This window comes from Pedobacter nyackensis, from assembly GCF_900176505.1.
In the GTDB taxonomy this organism is placed as follows: Bacteria; Bacteroidota; Bacteroidia; order Sphingobacteriales; family Sphingobacteriaceae; genus Pedobacter; species Pedobacter nyackensis.
The window spans coordinates 1-15,420 of sequence record NZ_FWYB01000013.1 but is presented as its reverse complement, the minus strand read 5'-3'; the positions used below and the strand labels follow the sequence as shown (position 1 = coordinate 15,420).

At 38.9% G+C, this 15,420-nt stretch carries 18 protein-coding genes; 13 read left to right on the top strand and 5 right to left on the bottom strand.

Annotated elements, in window-relative coordinates:
• Positions 1-86 precede the first annotated feature (86 nt).
• On the bottom strand, positions 87-845 hold the full coding sequence (locus tag B9A18_RS19200; protein ID WP_084291168.1) for a PRC-barrel domain-containing protein: 759 nt from the start codon (positions 843-845) through the stop codon (positions 87-89).
• Between the two features lie 107 nt (positions 846-952).
• On the opposite strand from B9A18_RS19200, the gene B9A18_RS19195 reads away from it, so the two are divergent.
• The 5 genes from B9A18_RS19195 (at position 953) to B9A18_RS19175 (ending at position 3,791) form a co-directional block, all read left to right on the top strand.
• Entirely contained in the window at positions 953-1,621 is a 669-nt protein-coding gene (locus B9A18_RS19195; RefSeq protein ID WP_084291167.1) for a VOC family protein, read from the top strand.
• Positions 1,622-1,718: 97 nt separating this feature from the next.
• Positions 1,719-2,351 (top strand): sterol desaturase family protein, encoded by a 633-nt coding sequence (locus B9A18_RS19190; protein ID WP_084291166.1) that lies wholly within the window; start codon positions 1,719-1,721, stop codon positions 2,349-2,351.
• A gap of 15 nt (positions 2,352-2,366) precedes the next feature.
• Positions 2,367-2,570, top strand: coding sequence for a peroxiredoxin family protein (locus tag B9A18_RS19185; protein WP_084291165.1), 204 nt, complete (start codon positions 2,367-2,369; stop codon positions 2,568-2,570).
• 62 nt (positions 2,571-2,632) lie between these two features.
• Positions 2,633-3,430 (top strand): HipA family kinase, encoded by a 798-nt coding sequence (locus B9A18_RS19180; RefSeq protein WP_084291290.1) that lies wholly within the window; start codon positions 2,633-2,635, stop codon positions 3,428-3,430.
• A complete protein-coding gene (locus tag B9A18_RS19175; RefSeq protein WP_084291164.1) occupies positions 3,408-3,791 on the top strand; it encodes a DUF3037 domain-containing protein in 384 nt (127 codons plus the stop codon). Before B9A18_RS19180 ends, B9A18_RS19175 begins: the two co-directional genes overlap by 23 nt.
• A 67-nt stretch (positions 3,792-3,858) precedes the next feature.
• Here the strand turns inward: B9A18_RS19175 and efp are convergent, their stop codons facing one another.
• Positions 3,859-4,419 carry an elongation factor P gene (gene efp, locus B9A18_RS19170; RefSeq protein WP_084291163.1) on the bottom strand — a complete coding sequence of 187 codons (561 nt, stop codon included), beginning with the start codon at positions 4,417-4,419 and terminating at the stop codon, positions 3,859-3,861.
• A 167-nt stretch (positions 4,420-4,586) separates the two neighbouring features.
• Between efp and B9A18_RS19165 the strand changes: the two genes are divergently transcribed.
• The 3 genes from B9A18_RS19165 to B9A18_RS19155 are packed head-to-tail and all read left to right on the top strand — an operon-like array spanning position 4,587 to position 7,558.
• Positions 4,587-5,249, top strand: coding sequence for a PIG-L deacetylase family protein (locus B9A18_RS19165; protein ID WP_084291162.1), 663 nt, complete (start codon positions 4,587-4,589; stop codon positions 5,247-5,249).
• Positions 5,227-6,369 carry a glycosyltransferase family 4 protein gene (locus B9A18_RS19160; protein WP_084291161.1) on the top strand — a complete coding sequence of 381 codons (1,143 nt, stop codon included), beginning with the start codon at positions 5,227-5,229 and terminating at the stop codon, positions 6,367-6,369. The genes B9A18_RS19165 and B9A18_RS19160 overlap by 23 nt, the downstream gene beginning before the upstream one ends.
• Before the next feature lie 10 nt (positions 6,370-6,379).
• Complete coding sequence (locus tag B9A18_RS19155) at positions 6,380-7,558, top strand: amylo-alpha-1,6-glucosidase (protein ID WP_084291160.1); 1,179 nt, start codon at positions 6,380-6,382, stop codon at positions 7,556-7,558.
• A gap of 23 nt (positions 7,559-7,581) precedes the next feature.
• Here B9A18_RS19155 and B9A18_RS19150 read toward each other — a convergent pair whose 3' ends face one another.
• On the bottom strand, positions 7,582-8,403 hold the full coding sequence (locus B9A18_RS19150; RefSeq protein WP_084291159.1) for a TapB family protein: 822 nt from the start codon (positions 8,401-8,403) through the stop codon (positions 7,582-7,584).
• A gap of 63 nt (positions 8,404-8,466) precedes the next feature.
• Entirely contained in the window at positions 8,467-9,228 is a 762-nt protein-coding gene (gene map / locus B9A18_RS19145; protein WP_084291158.1) for a type I methionyl aminopeptidase, read from the bottom strand.
• 107 nt (positions 9,229-9,335) lie between these two features.
• On the opposite strand from map, the gene B9A18_RS19140 reads away from it, so the two are divergent.
• Complete coding sequence (locus B9A18_RS19140; protein ID WP_084291157.1) at positions 9,336-10,172, top strand: helix-turn-helix domain-containing protein; 837 nt, start codon at positions 9,336-9,338, stop codon at positions 10,170-10,172.
• A gap of 130 nt (positions 10,173-10,302) precedes the next feature.
• The gene (locus B9A18_RS19135; RefSeq protein WP_084291156.1) at positions 10,303-10,605 is read left to right on the top strand and encodes a hypothetical protein; all 303 of its coding nucleotides are present in this window, start codon (positions 10,303-10,305) and stop codon (positions 10,603-10,605) included.
• An 89-nt stretch (positions 10,606-10,694) separates the two neighbouring features.
• Here the strand turns inward: B9A18_RS19135 and B9A18_RS19130 are convergent, their stop codons facing one another.
• Positions 10,695-11,825, bottom strand: coding sequence for a DEAD/DEAH box helicase (locus tag B9A18_RS19130; RefSeq protein ID WP_084291289.1), 1,131 nt, complete (start codon positions 11,823-11,825; stop codon positions 10,695-10,697).
• A gap of 135 nt (positions 11,826-11,960) precedes the next feature.
• On the opposite strand from B9A18_RS19130, the gene B9A18_RS19125 reads away from it, so the two are divergent.
• The 3 genes from B9A18_RS19125 (at position 11,961) to B9A18_RS19115 (ending at position 15,359) form a co-directional block, all read left to right on the top strand.
• A complete protein-coding gene (locus B9A18_RS19125) occupies positions 11,961-13,823 on the top strand; it encodes a 7TM diverse intracellular signaling domain-containing protein (RefSeq protein WP_084291155.1) in 1,863 nt (620 codons plus the stop codon).
• Positions 13,810-14,424, top strand: a complete 615-nt coding sequence (locus tag B9A18_RS19120; RefSeq protein ID WP_084291154.1) for a LuxR C-terminal-related transcriptional regulator — start codon at positions 13,810-13,812, stop codon at positions 14,422-14,424. Before B9A18_RS19125 ends, B9A18_RS19120 begins: the two co-directional genes overlap by 14 nt.
• 533 nt (positions 14,425-14,957) lie before the next feature.
• Positions 14,958-15,359, top strand: coding sequence for a hypothetical protein (locus B9A18_RS19115; RefSeq protein WP_084291153.1), 402 nt, complete (start codon positions 14,958-14,960; stop codon positions 15,357-15,359).
• The last annotated feature ends 61 nt before the right edge of the window (positions 15,360-15,420 follow it).

Sequence of the window (15,420 nt, the reverse complement as noted above, 5' to 3'; positions counted from 1 at the left end):
CAATCGAATTGCCAAAATATTCAGCGATTTTGGCAATTCGATTCAATCAGTTTTGTATGGGAGTACTCGTTGATTTGACTCCAGGTTTATTTACCAATAGATTTCCCGTAATAACGATATAAATCAGGCTCGAAATTAGGTGGCAAAGGTTCTGAAAGATCATATTCTGGGCTCTCTTTTATAGCGTCGGTTGGGATGTCGGTATAAAATTTATAAGAGTCCCACTTAGCTTCTTTAACCCATTTAGGCGCGATCAGAACTTTTTTCCCGGGTAACCATTTCCCTGTATCAACCACAAGAAAGTGGATACTCCAATTGGTATCATCGATAATTAAATCCTCAATTTCTCCTATTTCACCATCAATGGTGTGAAGTTCGCTGCCTTTTACTTCGCTTGTGCTTCGAAGGTGCGGATCACCTGCACCATCTCCAAAGTTTCGGGCTGCAATGCTTTCCTCAAACGGAATCCTTGATTCAACCATTCCCAACATTCCCATCGCGCCATAAAAACCGGTTCCAATACGAGCGCTATAGGGCCAGGAATAATGTTCATATAAAGCGAGTTCATGTTGACGGGATACAGGCATTTCAGTATCTATATCCGGACTATGTTTTACTTGCTCCTTGGTGAGGTTTACCGGAAAGCTTTTATTTTCCCAATCCGGTTCTTTTAATGCAGAAGGAGCGATCAGTACCTTACGGCCAGTCAACCAGCTGCCAGTTTTTACAATCAGATACCTTATTGTCCATGTTTCATCGTCAAAATAAAACTCGACAACTTTCCCAATTTCACCATCGGTAGCACCCATAGTGAAGCCTATTAAGCTTTTTACATTACGTTGCATAATTTCTTATATTTAATTGTTGTAAAAAACCATTGGATGATCATAGTTTAACTCTTTAATAAACAATCGACGGCCCAATGAGTTTATAAAAAGAATAACCCCATTTTATGAATATTGAAGCAATTGAAATCTGCACTACTGATATTCGTCAGACTGAATTATTCTACACCGAAGTCTTGAACTTCAGGCTTCTGGAAAAGAATAAGGAGATGATCAGCTTTGTAGCGGGTGATTCAGTGCTTACTTTTAGATCGGATGAACATTTGGAGCGTCCCATTTATCATTTTGCTTTTAATATTCCCAATAATCAACTGAAGGAAGCGATAGAGTGGTTGAACGGCAGGGTATATTTACTTACCGTCGATAAAGAAAAGGATAGCTATGTAGCAGATTTTTCTAGTTGGAACGCTAATGCTATCTATTTTCAGGACAACAATGGAAACATACTTGAATTTATTGTGCGTTATGATTTGGATGACCAATCTGAATTTCCATTTACCGGACAGTCGATTACTTGTATCAGTGAGATTGGGTTGGTTACAGATGATGTTTATCAGTGTATTCGTACATTGACTGCGTCCCATGATATACAATTGTTTACAAAACAGGCACCACAGCCAAGATTCGCTGCATTGGGTGATGATCATGGCTTGCTTATTCTTTCTGAAACGGGACGCGATTGGTTTCCAACAACTATTCCTGCCCGGAAATTTCCACTCAAAATAATGGTTAGCACTGAACAAGAAAAGTTTAATCTGCTTCTGAACCAGAAATAACAAAAACTACTTGCATTAGTTTTTGTTATGGTACTGCATTATGGATCTATTTTTATGACGTTCTGATTCATGTTCGATTTACTAGAAAGGAGGGGGTATGTATTTGAAGAAAGTTGTTGACAGTAAAGGGCAGGCTCGGATTTTTAAAAATAGCTATTTGGAAATGCTAACCAAGACGCGTCCCTGGGTTATTTATATGATCTATGTCCCATTAATTATTTTTCTGGTGCTTTATGCAGAAGCCACATTTCACTACTCTGCAGGGTTAATTTCGCTGATTTTTCTTATTGCAATGCTTAGCTGGACTTTGTTTGAATATCTTGTCCATCGCTTTCTCTTTCATTTTCCGGCTAAAAGCAGATTAGGTAAGTGGTTGGTGTATATCTTCCATGAAAACCATCATGAGTTCCCCAACGACAGGTCCAGGCTGTTTATGCCTCCGGTTCCGAGTATGCTGATGGCTTGTATGATGCTTTTATTGTTTTGCGGGATTTCATTTTTACTATTCGGCTCAATAGGGTATGCATTCGTTTTTTTCTCTGGTTTCATAACGGGATATCTCATTTACGTTTCTATTCATTTTGCCATACACGCTTATGCACCACCAAAATATTTTAAAGTACTATGGCGAAACCATCTTTCGCACCACTATAAATATCCTGATAGGGCTTTTGGTGTGAGTTCGATGTTTTGGGATAAAATGTTTGGTACCTCTATAAAAAACAAGTAGTCGATAGCAAGCAGGATGCCTGGGAAAAAGCAATTTGCCGATGATAAACTTCCATGGCTTCATGTAAGTGATTTGAAAGGCTGGAAAAATGTAGTAGGCGAACTTTATAATGTTAGAGCTGTGCCTCAAAATTTCCTGATAGACCCTAATGGTGTTATTGTAGCGAAAAATTTGAGGGGTACGGAATTAGCAGCAAAACTTGCTTCAATCTTAAAGTAATGCCAACTATTTGATTGTTTCTATATCTTTATACCTGATTCTTTAACGATTAAATGCCCAACATGGATAATAGTGAATTAGCATTGCGATCAGTTAATGTAATCAGGTATGTAACTCCCTTACGTGAAGGGGGCTCTATGCCCGCGATTGCAGAGGCTGATGATGGATTTTTATATGTACTTAAATTTCGTGGAGCGGGGCAGGGTGCCAAGGCACTGATTGCCGAAATATTCGGAGCTGAAATAGCGCGGGTATTAGGCTTACGCGTTCCGGAAATTGTATTTGCCAGTTTGGATGAAGCCTTTGGCCGAATAGAACCAGATGAAGAAATACAAGACCTGCTAAGAGCAAGTGAAGGGCTTAATCTGGCCTTACATTACCTTTCTGGGGCCATTACGTTTGACCCACTGGTTACGAAGGTCGACTCAAAACTGGCTTCGCAAATTGTATGGCTTGATTGTTTGCTTACCAACATGGATCGTACCGCCAGAAACACAAATATGCTGATCTGGCATAATGAACTATGGCTTATTGATCACGGGGCATCCTTATATTTCCACCATTCCTGGCAAAACTGGGAAGCACAGGCAGTGAGACCTTTTGCGTTGATTAAGGATCATGTTTTGTTGCCCTTTGCAACTGAGCTTGAGCAGGTAGATCAGGAATTTAAGACCTTACTTACTCCGGCCCATATCGCCTCAATCGCCGCATTAATACCTGATGAATGGTTAATGGATGAATATTCATTTGGAAGTCCAGCTGAACATAGACAAGCTTATGTCTATTTCCTGGAAACGAGATTGGCACATTCAGAAATTTTTGTAAAAGCAGCAGAAGATGCAAGAGAAGGACTTATTTGAGTATGCTGTTATTCGCGTTGTGCCTAGGGTAGAGCGAGAAGAATTTATGAATGTTGGCGTTGTGGTGTATTGCGCTAAACAAAAGTTCCTGGATGTTTTAATCAAACTTGATCAGGAGAAATTAGCTGTTTTTTGTAAGGAGCTTGATCCTTCAGTATTGGAAGAAAACCTAAATGCCTTTAAACGTATTTGTGCAGGAGGGAAGCATTCGGGGCCTATCGGACAATTAGATGCACCATCCAGGTTCAGGTGGTTAACCGCTACCCGCAGTACTGTTATACAAACATCGAGGGCTCATGCAGGCTTAAGTAGCGATGCGAAAGAGACCTTGTTTAAATTATATACCGAAATGGTACTTTAATTAAAAGGTACTTCAACTAAAAAGGGGCTTGTATTACTACAAACCCCTTTTTAATATTTATTATAACCTATTTTACACGTTCAACATATTCACCTGTACGTGTATCTACTTTTATCTTATCGCCTTGGTTCACAAACAAAGGCACTTTTAGTTCTACGCCATTTTCAGTAGTTACATTTTTCAATGCACCTGAAGAAGTATCACCTTTAACAGCTGGTTCAGCATAGGTAACTTCCAGTTCCACAAAGTTTGGTGCAGTAGCCATAATAGGCTCTTCACTTTCTATAGATACGATCACATTCATACCTTCTTTCAGGAATTTTGCTGATGGACCGAATAATGCCTTAGGAATGTTGAACTGATCAAAAGTAACGTTATCCATTACTACGAAATAATCACCTTCCTCATATAAATATTGATAGTCACTAGTCTCAACACGGCAAATTTCAACCTGCTCGTCAGTTCCTAAACGGGCCTCAACAATTTTCCCGGTTTTGATATTACGAAATTTACCTAAGTAGAAAGCGCCACCTTTACCTGGTGTGCGGTGTAAGATCTCTGTAACTGTTACTAGTTCGCCGTTAAAACGTAAAATATTTCCTACTTTAATTTCAGATGCTTTTGCCATAAAAGATTTAATTGTAAAATTTGTGCCTAAAGATATGGGCTTTTTTTTTAAAAAACTGAACCTATTCGAAGTTCAATTGTTATAAAATCATTCCAATAAAATTTCTATAGCCCAAGATCTCCCTTTTCGTTTTATTGTCAATCCTTACTGTGCTTTATATATTAACAATGAATACTGTGGTAAAAAATGTTGCTATAGTCGTGGCTCATCCAGACGATGAGACCCTTTGGACGGGTGGAACCTTGATAGATCATCCCGGGTGGAATGTCTTTATAGGCTGTTTGTGTCGTAAAAAAGATGCCGAGCGTGCTGAGAAATTCGGTAAAGTTCTTGATCATTTCGGCGCAAAAGGAAAAATGGAAGATCTGGATGATGGACCAGAACAAAAGCCTCTGCCGGAGAAACTAGTACAGCAAAAAACTATAAAGCTACTGCCGCATAAGCATTTTGATATCCTGATTACGCATAGTCCGGATGGCGAATATACGCGTCACCGCCGGCACGAAGAAGCAAGCAAGGCTGTGATTAAACTCTGGCATTCAGGAAAAATACAGGCTAAAGAGCTTTGGCTATTCGCTTATGAAGATGGCAACAGAATGTATTTTCCCAGGGCAATAACTACCGGAGTCTCCTGTACGAAATTGAGTAAGGCTACCTGGCAACATAAATATGATATCATTACAAAAATCTACGGTTTTGATTTAGACAGCTGGGAGGCGATGACCACACCTAAATTTGAGGCATTCAGGAAATTTGTTAAGCCAGAAGAAGCATTAGAATTGTTAACCGTGCTGGAAGGGAGGTTAGATGAGAGTACTAGTATTATATGATTATCCGCCTTCACCTGGTGGTTTGGCTACTCAAGGTGATCTGCTGTATCGAGGTTTGACAGAGCTGGGCGTTGATGTTTATCCTGTAAATTCTACATCCGACTTTGAAAAGGAATGGTATTACCGCTGGTTTAGGCCCGACCTAGTAATTGGGGTAGGTTATTGGGGTCATCTTTCCGATCTGGTACTTCATCCTAATAAGCATGGAATTATGGCTGTGCCCTGGCTGGTGGCTGATGGTTACATTGCAAAGCATCAGGATCTACTTAATAAGCTACCACTAATCCTCGTTACCTCAAATTGGGTAAAGGAAATGTATGTTCGGGATGGTATTAACGCTGATCTCATCGAAGTATTACCTGTGGGCTGCGATACTGAAACTTTTGTTCCAGTAGGTTATCGCGATCCTAAAATAAGAGGCGTTAGGGAAAGTCTGGGTTTATCCCCTGATCAATTGATGATTTTGACTGTGGGGGGGGATGGAGCTTCTAAAGGATCCAGGGAGGTGATGCAGGCCTTGGCGCAAATCGATGGAGAGGTACCTGATTGGAAATACGTTTGTAAGGTTTGGCCACAGCCCCGAACCCAGGTGCAGAGTTTGACAGACCGGCAACTAGCTGTTGACCTTGGTATTGCCGACAAGGTGAGTTTTGTAACCAACATCACTTCCAGAAATTTGATGCCCTATCTTATCGCTGCCTGCGATATTTATGCGGCACCATCGCGGTTGGAAGGATTTGGAATGACTCAGGTTGAGGCTGGGGCATGCGAAAAACCTGTGGTAGGTATTGAAGCGATGGGGATGCTGGATACATTGGTACACAACAAAACCGCATTGCTGGCAAAAGTGGCCACAAAAGTTATCGTAAATGAGGTGAATATTCCGGATGGAACCGAATCCGGGAATTTGATTAAAATTCTGTTTGATACACCAAGGACAGTAGATTATCGGGCTGATGTAACAGATATTGCTGCTCATTTAAAGCGGTTGATGATGGATAAAGAATTGCGATTGAGTTTAGGAAAGGCCGCAAGAATTCATGTAGCATCGCATTTTGACTACCGCAAAGTCGCTAAACGCCTTTTAGAGATCCTAAAGGAAAGGTTGGAAATAATTTAAGTGTAAGGTTATGAACGATTCAGATAAAGAAATGATCCAAGCCACAAGAAGGGCTGCAATTAAAGTTCTGTTACATAATAGGGTTGGGCCTTTTAATGATCTTCCCCGTACAGCAGGATGGGGGTATCCTGAGCCATATACAAGAGATCTATTGATAACACTTCTTGGCATAGGTGTACTAGATGATGATCGGCTATTAGAAAGTATGCGGGTGGTACTGAAAACCCTTGCTGAAAACCAGAGTCCAAATGGACACATCCCTTCATTGGTACATGATAAGGAAGACCGCGGTGCAAGTGATACTACACCATTGTTTTTATTGGCCGCAGGTATTTATAATAAAATAACAGGCGATTCGAGCTTTCTGCTGAAGCCTATTTTAAAGGCAATGACCTGGATGAATTATCAAAGACCTTCAGATCATGGTCTGATCGCTCAGCAACCTACCAGCGATTGGAGGGATGAGCAATGGGTACTTGGGTATGGCTTGTTTGTTAATACTTTAACCTATAGCTATCTAAAGGTTTTTGGCCTGGATGCTGAGGCCAGTCAGATTCGAAGTGAGATGAGCTTGTTTACCATTACAGGCAAGGTGCAGCATGCGCATGTACATGAAGGACTGGTGGTGAAACACAAGCCATATTACGCGCTGTGGTCTTATAAAGTTTTTAGCAGTGAAAGGTTTGATTTGCTGGGGAACAGTCTGGCCATCTTATCTGGAATAGCCTCACTTTCAAGGGCACAAAAAATGATTGCGTGGATTGAAAATGAGTGCGAGCATATGAAAAAAAGTGGTCTACTGGGATTAGATCTTCCTCCTAATTTTTTTCCATTTATTCAGCCTTACGATCCGGATTGGAAACCAAGATATGTTGACTTTAATTTACCGGGCCAGTATCATAATGGGGGAATCTGGCCATTTATCTGTGGCTTTTACATTGCTGCATTAGTTGCAGCAAAAGAATACAAGCTCGCCGAACAGAAATTAGTAGCCCTAAGTGAACTGGTTGCTAAGTCGGCGGATAAAACTAAAAACCTTGATTTTGGCTTTAATGAGTGGATAAGGGCAGAAGATGGTGTGCCTGCCGGGCAGGATTGGCAAAGCTGGAGCGCCGCAATGTATATATATGCCGAAAAATGCGTATACGAAAGAAGTACTCCCTTCTTTCAGGAAATGAGGAGCTATTAGTAAGCAAGCGCAATCATTAGGAATTACCTTTCGATAGAAGTAACCTCATTTCTGGTAACTAGCTTATCTCCAAGATAGAATTCCATTTTCAGTACGGTTGCTGAGGGCGCATACCATAGCAACATCTTGTTCTTTGGCATTTTTTCTTTCATGGCCTCCATCGATTTTTTCATCTGCTCTGTCATACCCGCTATTTCTATATCGGCCTTTATAACAGATGATATTTTGTAAGCCGCATAGGTTTTAGTACCAATGGTGATGTCTTCCTGGCTTTCTACTTTTCGATCTGTTACATGACTTACTATTTTCATCTTCTTGCCTCCCTGTTCCATGTTCATACTATATTCTGTATCAGGTAAGCTTTGACCGGTGGATAGGCGGCTAGGGAAGGATAAGCCACCTCCTTCAACTTTAGCTTTATTATCTTTTGGCAGTAAGCCTGATATGTCCATAAAGAGGCTTTTTCCGTCACATTTGTAAACCAACGTACGAAGTTTATTGTCGTCTGCTAGTGTATCCATACTTTGAATTTCGATTTCAGCAACCTTAAAGGCACCTTCTTCATAAACTTTGGTTACCGTAGCAATTTGCTTATTCGTTTGCTTTCCCTCGGCATTGTAAGTTGCTGAATGCATTTTTACACCTTTTTTAAATAGTAAACTATTGCCACATTCATCGTCGGAACTTTCATGTACCCGCTTAGCCTCTGAAACAGCTTCCTTAACATCTGCATTAGTCGAAGTTTGAGTTCCTGAATTGTTGCATGAAATAAAAGAAAGCATTAATAAGCCTGCAAAGAAAAACTTGACCTTTGCTTCTGTGCTAATATTCTGACTGTCGTTCATGATACTTTAGTTTAATGAGGTGACAACAATCTAGCTGAGTATAAGTTTTAAGGATTTTGGTGGTTATATCCCATTCATTTCTGTTAAAATGACAGGCTTGTCAGAAGTTACCAGGATAGTATGCTCATGTTGGGCTACAAATCCGCCTTTATTGCCAACAAAAGCCCAACCATCGGAAGCTTCATCAGCAATTGTAGATTTGGTAGCAATAAATGTTTCTATGGCAACAGTCGAGTTTTTTTTAAACCTTCTTAATTTGTCGTAGGGATCATAATAATTCGTCAGGGCGTCTGGTTCTTCATGTAAACTACGTCCTACACCATGGCCACTTAAATTCCGGATAACCGTATAACCGGCTTTTTTGGCTTTGGTTTCTATTAGTTTTCCAATATCACAGATCCTTACGCCTCCTTTAATTTGGCCGATAGCGCTAAGTAATATTTCTCTTGAAGTATCCACCAAATGCTGTAGCTCTTGAATATCTTCCCCAACTATAAATGAGCATCCATTATCCGACCAGAAGCCATTTAACTCGGCGGAGACATCAATATTTATGATATCTCCATTTTTAAGAATTACCTGGTCTGACGGAACGCCGTGCGCAATCTCATTGTTTACACTAATGCAGCTATAACCGGGGAAACCATAGGTTTCAAACGGCGCTGATTTTGCACCCATTTCCTCCAGTATTTGCTGCCCGTATTTATCAATATCTTTGGTAGACAGTCCTACACGGGTATACGCTCTCATCATTTGCAAGGTGGTAGCCACAGCATCACTCACTCTTTTCATCCCTTGCAATTCTTCTTCTGTTTTTACTATCATAGGATCTATATATCAAGGCAAAGGTATATGCTCTGCAATTACCCTCATAGTAAATATTAGACATAGGATTATTCGATTGAAACTCCTGTTTTTCATACATTTGTACCATGCCGATACAATATCTGAAGCAAATACAGTTAGGGAAGTTCAACAATAATGGCTACAGAATTGCCCCATCTCAAGAGGTTGAATCTATTGTTGAAGGATTTTATGTTTTCTCTTCCGATCAAACAGAGGATTCACATCTTATCTTCAATGATGGCTTTCCTGTGCTTGTCTTTTTGCCAGGCATAGATGATAGTATAACGATAACTACAGAAAGTAACACATTCGATGTAAAATCGGCATGGGCAAGTGCTGGTGCGATACGAAATGTATATGTAAAATATAATGTTCATGCCGATCAGGTATTTGTAATCCGGTTCCACCCGGGAGCGTTTTATCAACTGTTTGGTTTGGATACACAGCATTTTAGATATAAGCCAATCATTCCATTTGCGGAGATCGCCGAAACTTGTGGTTTCAAATTAACCGATTTCTTCAACTGCAGTTCTATCAATGATAAAGTCGGATTTGCAGAATCACATATTCAAAATTCTTTCTCAGGGATTAAAACGCCTGATGTCCTCCATCAATCATTAAACTATATCCGTAATACGAAAGGACAAAGTACGGTGCAAAATGTTACAAGAGATATTGGCGTGAATTATAAATGGCTGGAAAGGAATTTTGCGAAAAATATTGGACTATTGCCAAAAGAGTATATTCTACTTCAACGCTTTCTCCATACCTATATTGAACTAGTAGATAGCAAAGGTACTGATTTGATGTTTGTTGCTATATCAAATGGATATTATGATTATAACCACTTCTTGAAAGACTTTAAAGCTTATACAGGAAAAGCTCCTTTGGAATACTTGAAATTCCGACAGTCATTTTGCTAAGTAATTTATGAAATCTCAAATTTACTGGAAACTTAAAACTACAGCATTTGTTTGTATTGGGTACACGTTCTAATTGAGAAATTGTTAAGTCCAAAACGAATTTTCTATTGGAATTTTAAATCCTAATTTTATGGAAAAAATAATGGTTTATTTCGACATGCCTGGTGTGTCAGGCGAACAATATGACCAGGTCTGGAAAGATCTGATCGCGGCCGGTTATCCTCATCCAAAAGGATTGCTCCATCATGCTGCTGCACCAACTCCCAATAGCTGGTTGGTAGTAGATGTTTGGGAATCTGAGGATCATTTTAATGAATTTGGCAAAATATTGATGCCAATACTTGCCAAAAATGGCATTTCTAAAACTGATCCGGTTATGTTGCCGCTTCATAATATGTATAATGCAACCCAGGAGTATGAGTCAAAAATCTAAGCGCACATTTAAGTATTCGTTTTAAATGCAAAAAGCCTCGCAATAAAATGTGAGGCTTTTTATGATAATGGTTGTTTCAGCTTTTAAAATTACAGCATGTTTTCACTATCAATTAAGTTCACTTTTTTACCCATTTTTTTTTGAATTACTTCAAAATGATGTAGTTCATTCTGACTAACAAGCGAAATAGCATCTCCTGGGCTGTCTGCACGGCCGGTTCTACCAATGCGGTGAACATAATCTTTAGGGGATCGTGGTAAATCATAATTAATCACAAAAGGTAGGAAGTTGATATCGATTCCTCTTGCCATTAAATCTGTAGCCACTAATACTTTAATCTTGCCTGTTTTAAAAAGAGCTAAAGTATCGCTTCTGTTACCCTGGCTTTTTTTGCTATGCATAGGTCTTGCATCAATATTATTTTTGCGAAGCTTGTTAACGATGGCCTCGGCCAGGTGAACTGATGAAGCAAATACCAATACTTGTTTCATTTCATGATGCTTGATCAGGTAGCGCAAAAATGGTCCTTTCTTTTCATCCGAAACGATATATGCCACCTGATTGATAAGGTCTAGCGATTCCTCTTCAGCTTCTATCTTGATAACCACTGGTTCATGAAGCAGTACCTGATTAATATTTTGAAGGTCACTACTCAATGTAGCAGAGAACAATATGTTCTGGCGTTTTTCAGGTAAAAGCGCAATGATTTTATTCACTTCTTCTTTAAAACCTAAATTCAGCATCTTATCTGCTTCATCAAGAACCAATGTCTCGATACTGGATAGATGCACCGCATTTGAATCAACCAATTCCAATAATCTACCAGGTGTAGCAACAAGTACATTTACGCCCTGCAGTGCCATCATTTGCGGGTTAATGGAAACACCACCATACACGGCCAATGTTTTAATTGATTCAGGAAGCGCCTTACTAAAAGACTGAAAAACATCTTTTACCTGTTGAGCCAGTTCACGTGTAGGCACTAAAACCAATACATTTGCATGGCGATTTTTTACCCCCAATGATTGTTGTAAATTCGTTAGAAGCGGTAAAACATAGCTCGCTGTTTTTCCTGAACCTGTTTTAGCGATACCTAAAACATCTTTTTTATTTAATATGGCCGGTATAGCCGTTAGTTGAATAGGAGTGGGTACTGTGAAATTCTGATTTACCAGTGCTTTTAGTAAAGCCGGAGATAAACCTAAGGATGTAAAAGGCATGTTGCTCAATATTTTTTTGTAAAAATACGTAAAATACATTGTTAAGCAGATAACACCTTAACAAACTGTATACCTATAAAGGTGTATTTTTAATTCGATCGTTTTTATTTGAAAAAGGAATGTTTAATTTAGGAAATGCTCCGGAAACTCTTGCTTCATGTTTTATTGCTTTTCATGTGCTCAGCTGTGCAGGCACAACTGAATATCAGCAGTGATGGCCATCAAATTGATCATGAAACCGCAAAAATACAATACCTGCTTACTCCAAATAACGATTTTAGTGATGCCGCATTTCTCAACCTGCAGGAGGATAAGTGGCAGAACTTTACCACTACAAAAACGCCAGATAGCCATACTCCTTACAGTGTTTGGTTTAAAATTCCAATCAACAGCTTATTAAAATATAACAATTTCAGTTTTATCGATATCCATAATCCACATATCAATTTTTTGAAGTGTTGGATAGTTAAAGATGGAAAGATCATCAGGAAATTTAATCGGACGGGTGATAATCTTCCCTTTTGGACCAGGCCTTTACCTACTACTACTTTTGTTTATCCCATAAGCGGAGCACTATATAAAGATGCAGATTTTATAATTGCAACAGATAAAAGGTATACCAAACTTGATCTGCCGGTACACTTTTATACAGAAGCGCAATACCTGAAAGAAAGCCAATCGGAAAGCATGGTTACAGGTTTATTTATTGGCGTTCTGTTTTTTGCACTTATGTTCAATTTCTATTTGTACATCAGTATGCGACTTAATTTGTATCTGTGGTACAGCCTTTACTTATTGATGATCATTTTATATCTGGGGACAAGCATGGGGGAGTTGTTCAAATATTTTTACCCGGAATATCCATTTTTAAATGATATCGTTCGATCAACAGTATTTGCACTTAGCTTTGTTCCACAGGTCAACTTTTTTAATGAGCTGATGGATTTAAAAGTCAAAATGCCAAAGGTTTATCGGTTCAATTATTGGCTTTTAATTGTTTTTGTTACCGTCCTTTTTGTTGCTGTGGTAACTTCTGCATACGGTAATTTTAGAGTCCAGGGTTTCTGGCTGCAGGCAAACAGACTTGTAAGTCCATTAGTAATGCTGGTTATCCTCCTGGAAGCCGTTTATTGTTTTTATAATCGTTTAAAATATTCCTTATTTGCTGTGGTTTCTTTTTTCGGAATTGTAGTGTTTATGAGCATTTACGTGCTACATCAAGTGGAGCTCATTCCAAGGAACAACTTCACTGCTACAGCGGTTTACTGGGGGCTACTTTTTGAAGGTATGGTAATGGCATTGGCGTTGGCCTGGCGCTTTAAATCTTATAAGGAAGATTCCGAACGACTGTACGTTGAAAATCAGCTTCAACAAGAGAATATTTTTAAGGAGACTGCTAAGTATCAGCAAAAAGAAATGCAAAGGATGTCGTCCTTGTTACATGATACAGTGGGTGCAAATCTTGGTTTTTTGAGATTGGAAACGGATAATATGCCATTAACAGAGGAGGGCAGAGCAAAAATTGCGTCAGCCATCACTCAATTAGGTCATGAGGTTAGGACGATGAGTCATGGTTTTTCACCATTGATTTTACAGGGCAAAGGACTATATCAGTGTATTGCCGAGATGGTACAACTAATTTTAAGAAATAACCAGGTTGATTTGCAGTTTGAATGGTTGGGCAAAAAAGAAGGGATGACGATACAAAATGAGATCCTGATTTATCGAATGATACAAGAGATTTTGCAAAACCTGTTGAAACACTCAAAAGCAACATCAGGATTCTTGCAAATCATCATAGAGCAAGGATTGATTTCTATATATGCTGAAGACAATGGTGTTGGGTTGAAAGATAACACGGTAAGTGATGGATTGGGTTTAAAAAGCCTGGAGAATCTTGTGGAATTATTAAAGGGCAGCTTTAATATCGACAGTGCCGAAAATAAGGGTTTTAGTATTTCTATTGAATTTAATCAGGCTAATCATGAAAAAGTATAGTATTGGGATAACGGATGATCATCTGTTATTTGCAGAAGGAATTAGTAATATGATTGCTAACAGAGCCGATCTGAATTTGAGTTTCGTTGCTGCTACTGTGCCGGAGATGTTAGCATTTTTGGCCAAAACACCTATAGATTTCTTATTACTGGACGTGAATCTTCCTCCTTTTAATGGGCTAGAGCTTTTAACTGAGTTAAAACAGCGATATACGGAGATGAAAATTATGATTTTGTCCATGTATCAGCCCGCAGATATTAGTTTAGACCTGATGACTTTTAAAGGTGATGCTTACGTGTTGAAAATATCAGGAAAGCATATTTTGGAGGAAGCATTTGATGCGATGAGCAAAGGAATCATTTATTTGGATCCAAACATCATTTCCAAAAAGACGCAGGAAGATGCCTTTACTCAACAATTGAGGTTGACGAAGCGTGAGAAAGAAATTATTTCTTTGATTGCGGAGGGCAAAACCAGCAAAGAGATAGCAGGTTTACTTTTTTTGAGTGAACTAACCATTAAAACCCATCGTAAAAATATCAGCGAGAAATTAGGGACAAATAATGTGGCTAATCTACTTTCTAAGATTTCGGGTAAATAGTGAGAAAAGATTAAATCTATTCCAAAACATTGGTTTTCTCTCTAATATTTTACTATTTTGATTTTATTGTTAATTATTTAGAAAATTGTTGTTGCTGTAAGGTTTTATAGTTATATTGGGGTATGGATGTGATCAAGGCAAACCCAATGGGCAAACGCTTTGATTTACATGGAAATATAGATCCATAAACCAAAATATCAGGCCTATGAACTAAAGAAAATAAATAACATATCAATTACTTCTTAAATGAGGTATTAATTAAAGAGTCTCGAACTCCAAATTCTCACAATTAATGAACCGAGACAATAGATTAAAACCCATAACAAATATTATTGTACTTTTGAAGGTGCACTATAGTGTTATGGGGCTATTGTAATCTGTGTTCATGGCCGTGAGAAGCCTGGGGTTGCGGATTTACTTTAGGCCCCGCTATAGTGCATCTTCGTTTTAACCCTACCCGTGGTTAAAACAGATCATCCGGCCTTCTTCTAAATTCCCCTAGACTCATATTATTCATCTTAAAAATCAATAGTATGAAACACAATCAGCCAAAAACCACCGAAAGTATTTATTTTATCAAGGAGTTTAGTGACTTAGATATCCCTATCCATGTAGCCTTTGATGATTTCGAAACTGCTAAAGCCTATATAAGTAGGCTTAGAACATTCGGGAATGCCCAAATTGTAGAATGCCAGCTTAATCCAGGTTTTTATACCGATATCACCAGAGATTGCTTTTTTGTCCAGCTTAATATGCGTAACGATGAGGCTACTGCTCACTATGTTATTGATTTGCAACGTACCGAACTTGCCACCAACGGACATTACTTTTTTGAAGGCGAACAAATTTGCGTTTATGTGATGGCACTATCGAAGGATGGAGCGATAAAAGCTGCCCGTGAGCTCAAGGACGAAGTAAAGCGAAATCAGGAATAAGCAGCTAAATTTTGTATAGGTATTTTAGTTATATGCGTGTCGCGTCCTAAAAAAACTATAC

What these genes read in the sequence shown, in the direction of transcription:
- B9A18_RS19160 (WP_084291161.1), top strand. Translation starts at nt 5,227, where the DNA reads ATGAGAGTACTAGTATTATATGATTATCCGCCTTCACCTGGTGGTTTG.
- B9A18_RS19195 (WP_084291167.1), top strand. Translation starts at nt 953, where the DNA reads ATGAATATTGAAGCAATTGAAATCTGCACTACTGATATTCGTCAGACT.
- efp (WP_084291163.1), bottom strand. Translation starts at nt 4,419, where the DNA reads ATGGCAAAAGCATCTGAAATTAAAGTAGGAAATATTTTACGTTTTAAC.
- B9A18_RS19115 (WP_084291153.1), top strand. Translation starts at nt 14,958, where the DNA reads ATGAAACACAATCAGCCAAAAACCACCGAAAGTATTTATTTTATCAAG.
- B9A18_RS19120 (WP_084291154.1), top strand. Translation starts at nt 13,810, where the DNA reads ATGAAAAAGTATAGTATTGGGATAACGGATGATCATCTGTTATTTGCA.
- B9A18_RS19135 (WP_084291156.1), top strand. Translation starts at nt 10,303, where the DNA reads ATGGAAAAAATAATGGTTTATTTCGACATGCCTGGTGTGTCAGGCGAA.
- map (WP_084291158.1), bottom strand. Translation starts at nt 9,228, where the DNA reads ATGATAGTAAAAACAGAAGAAGAATTGCAAGGGATGAAAAGAGTGAGT.
- B9A18_RS19130 (WP_084291289.1), bottom strand. Translation starts at nt 11,825, where the DNA reads ATGCCTTTTACATCCTTAGGTTTATCTCCGGCTTTACTAAAAGCACTG.
- B9A18_RS19125 (WP_084291155.1), top strand. Translation starts at nt 11,961, where the DNA reads ATGCTCCGGAAACTCTTGCTTCATGTTTTATTGCTTTTCATGTGCTCA.
- B9A18_RS19155 (WP_084291160.1), top strand. Translation starts at nt 6,380, where the DNA reads ATGAACGATTCAGATAAAGAAATGATCCAAGCCACAAGAAGGGCTGCA.
- B9A18_RS19200 (WP_084291168.1), bottom strand. Translation starts at nt 845, where the DNA reads ATGCAACGTAATGTAAAAAGCTTAATAGGCTTCACTATGGGTGCTACC.
- B9A18_RS19175 (WP_084291164.1), top strand. Translation starts at nt 3,408, where the DNA reads ATGCAAGAGAAGGACTTATTTGAGTATGCTGTTATTCGCGTTGTGCCT.
- B9A18_RS19190 (WP_084291166.1), top strand. Translation starts at nt 1,719, where the DNA reads ATGTATTTGAAGAAAGTTGTTGACAGTAAAGGGCAGGCTCGGATTTTT.
- B9A18_RS19165 (WP_084291162.1), top strand. Translation starts at nt 4,587, where the DNA reads ATGAATACTGTGGTAAAAAATGTTGCTATAGTCGTGGCTCATCCAGAC.
- B9A18_RS19180 (WP_084291290.1), top strand. Translation starts at nt 2,633, where the DNA reads ATGGATAATAGTGAATTAGCATTGCGATCAGTTAATGTAATCAGGTAT.
- B9A18_RS19185 (WP_084291165.1), top strand. Translation starts at nt 2,367, where the DNA reads ATGCCTGGGAAAAAGCAATTTGCCGATGATAAACTTCCATGGCTTCAT.
- B9A18_RS19150 (WP_084291159.1), bottom strand. Translation starts at nt 8,403, where the DNA reads ATGAACGACAGTCAGAATATTAGCACAGAAGCAAAGGTCAAGTTTTTC.
- B9A18_RS19140 (WP_084291157.1), top strand. Translation starts at nt 9,336, where the DNA reads ATGCCGATACAATATCTGAAGCAAATACAGTTAGGGAAGTTCAACAAT.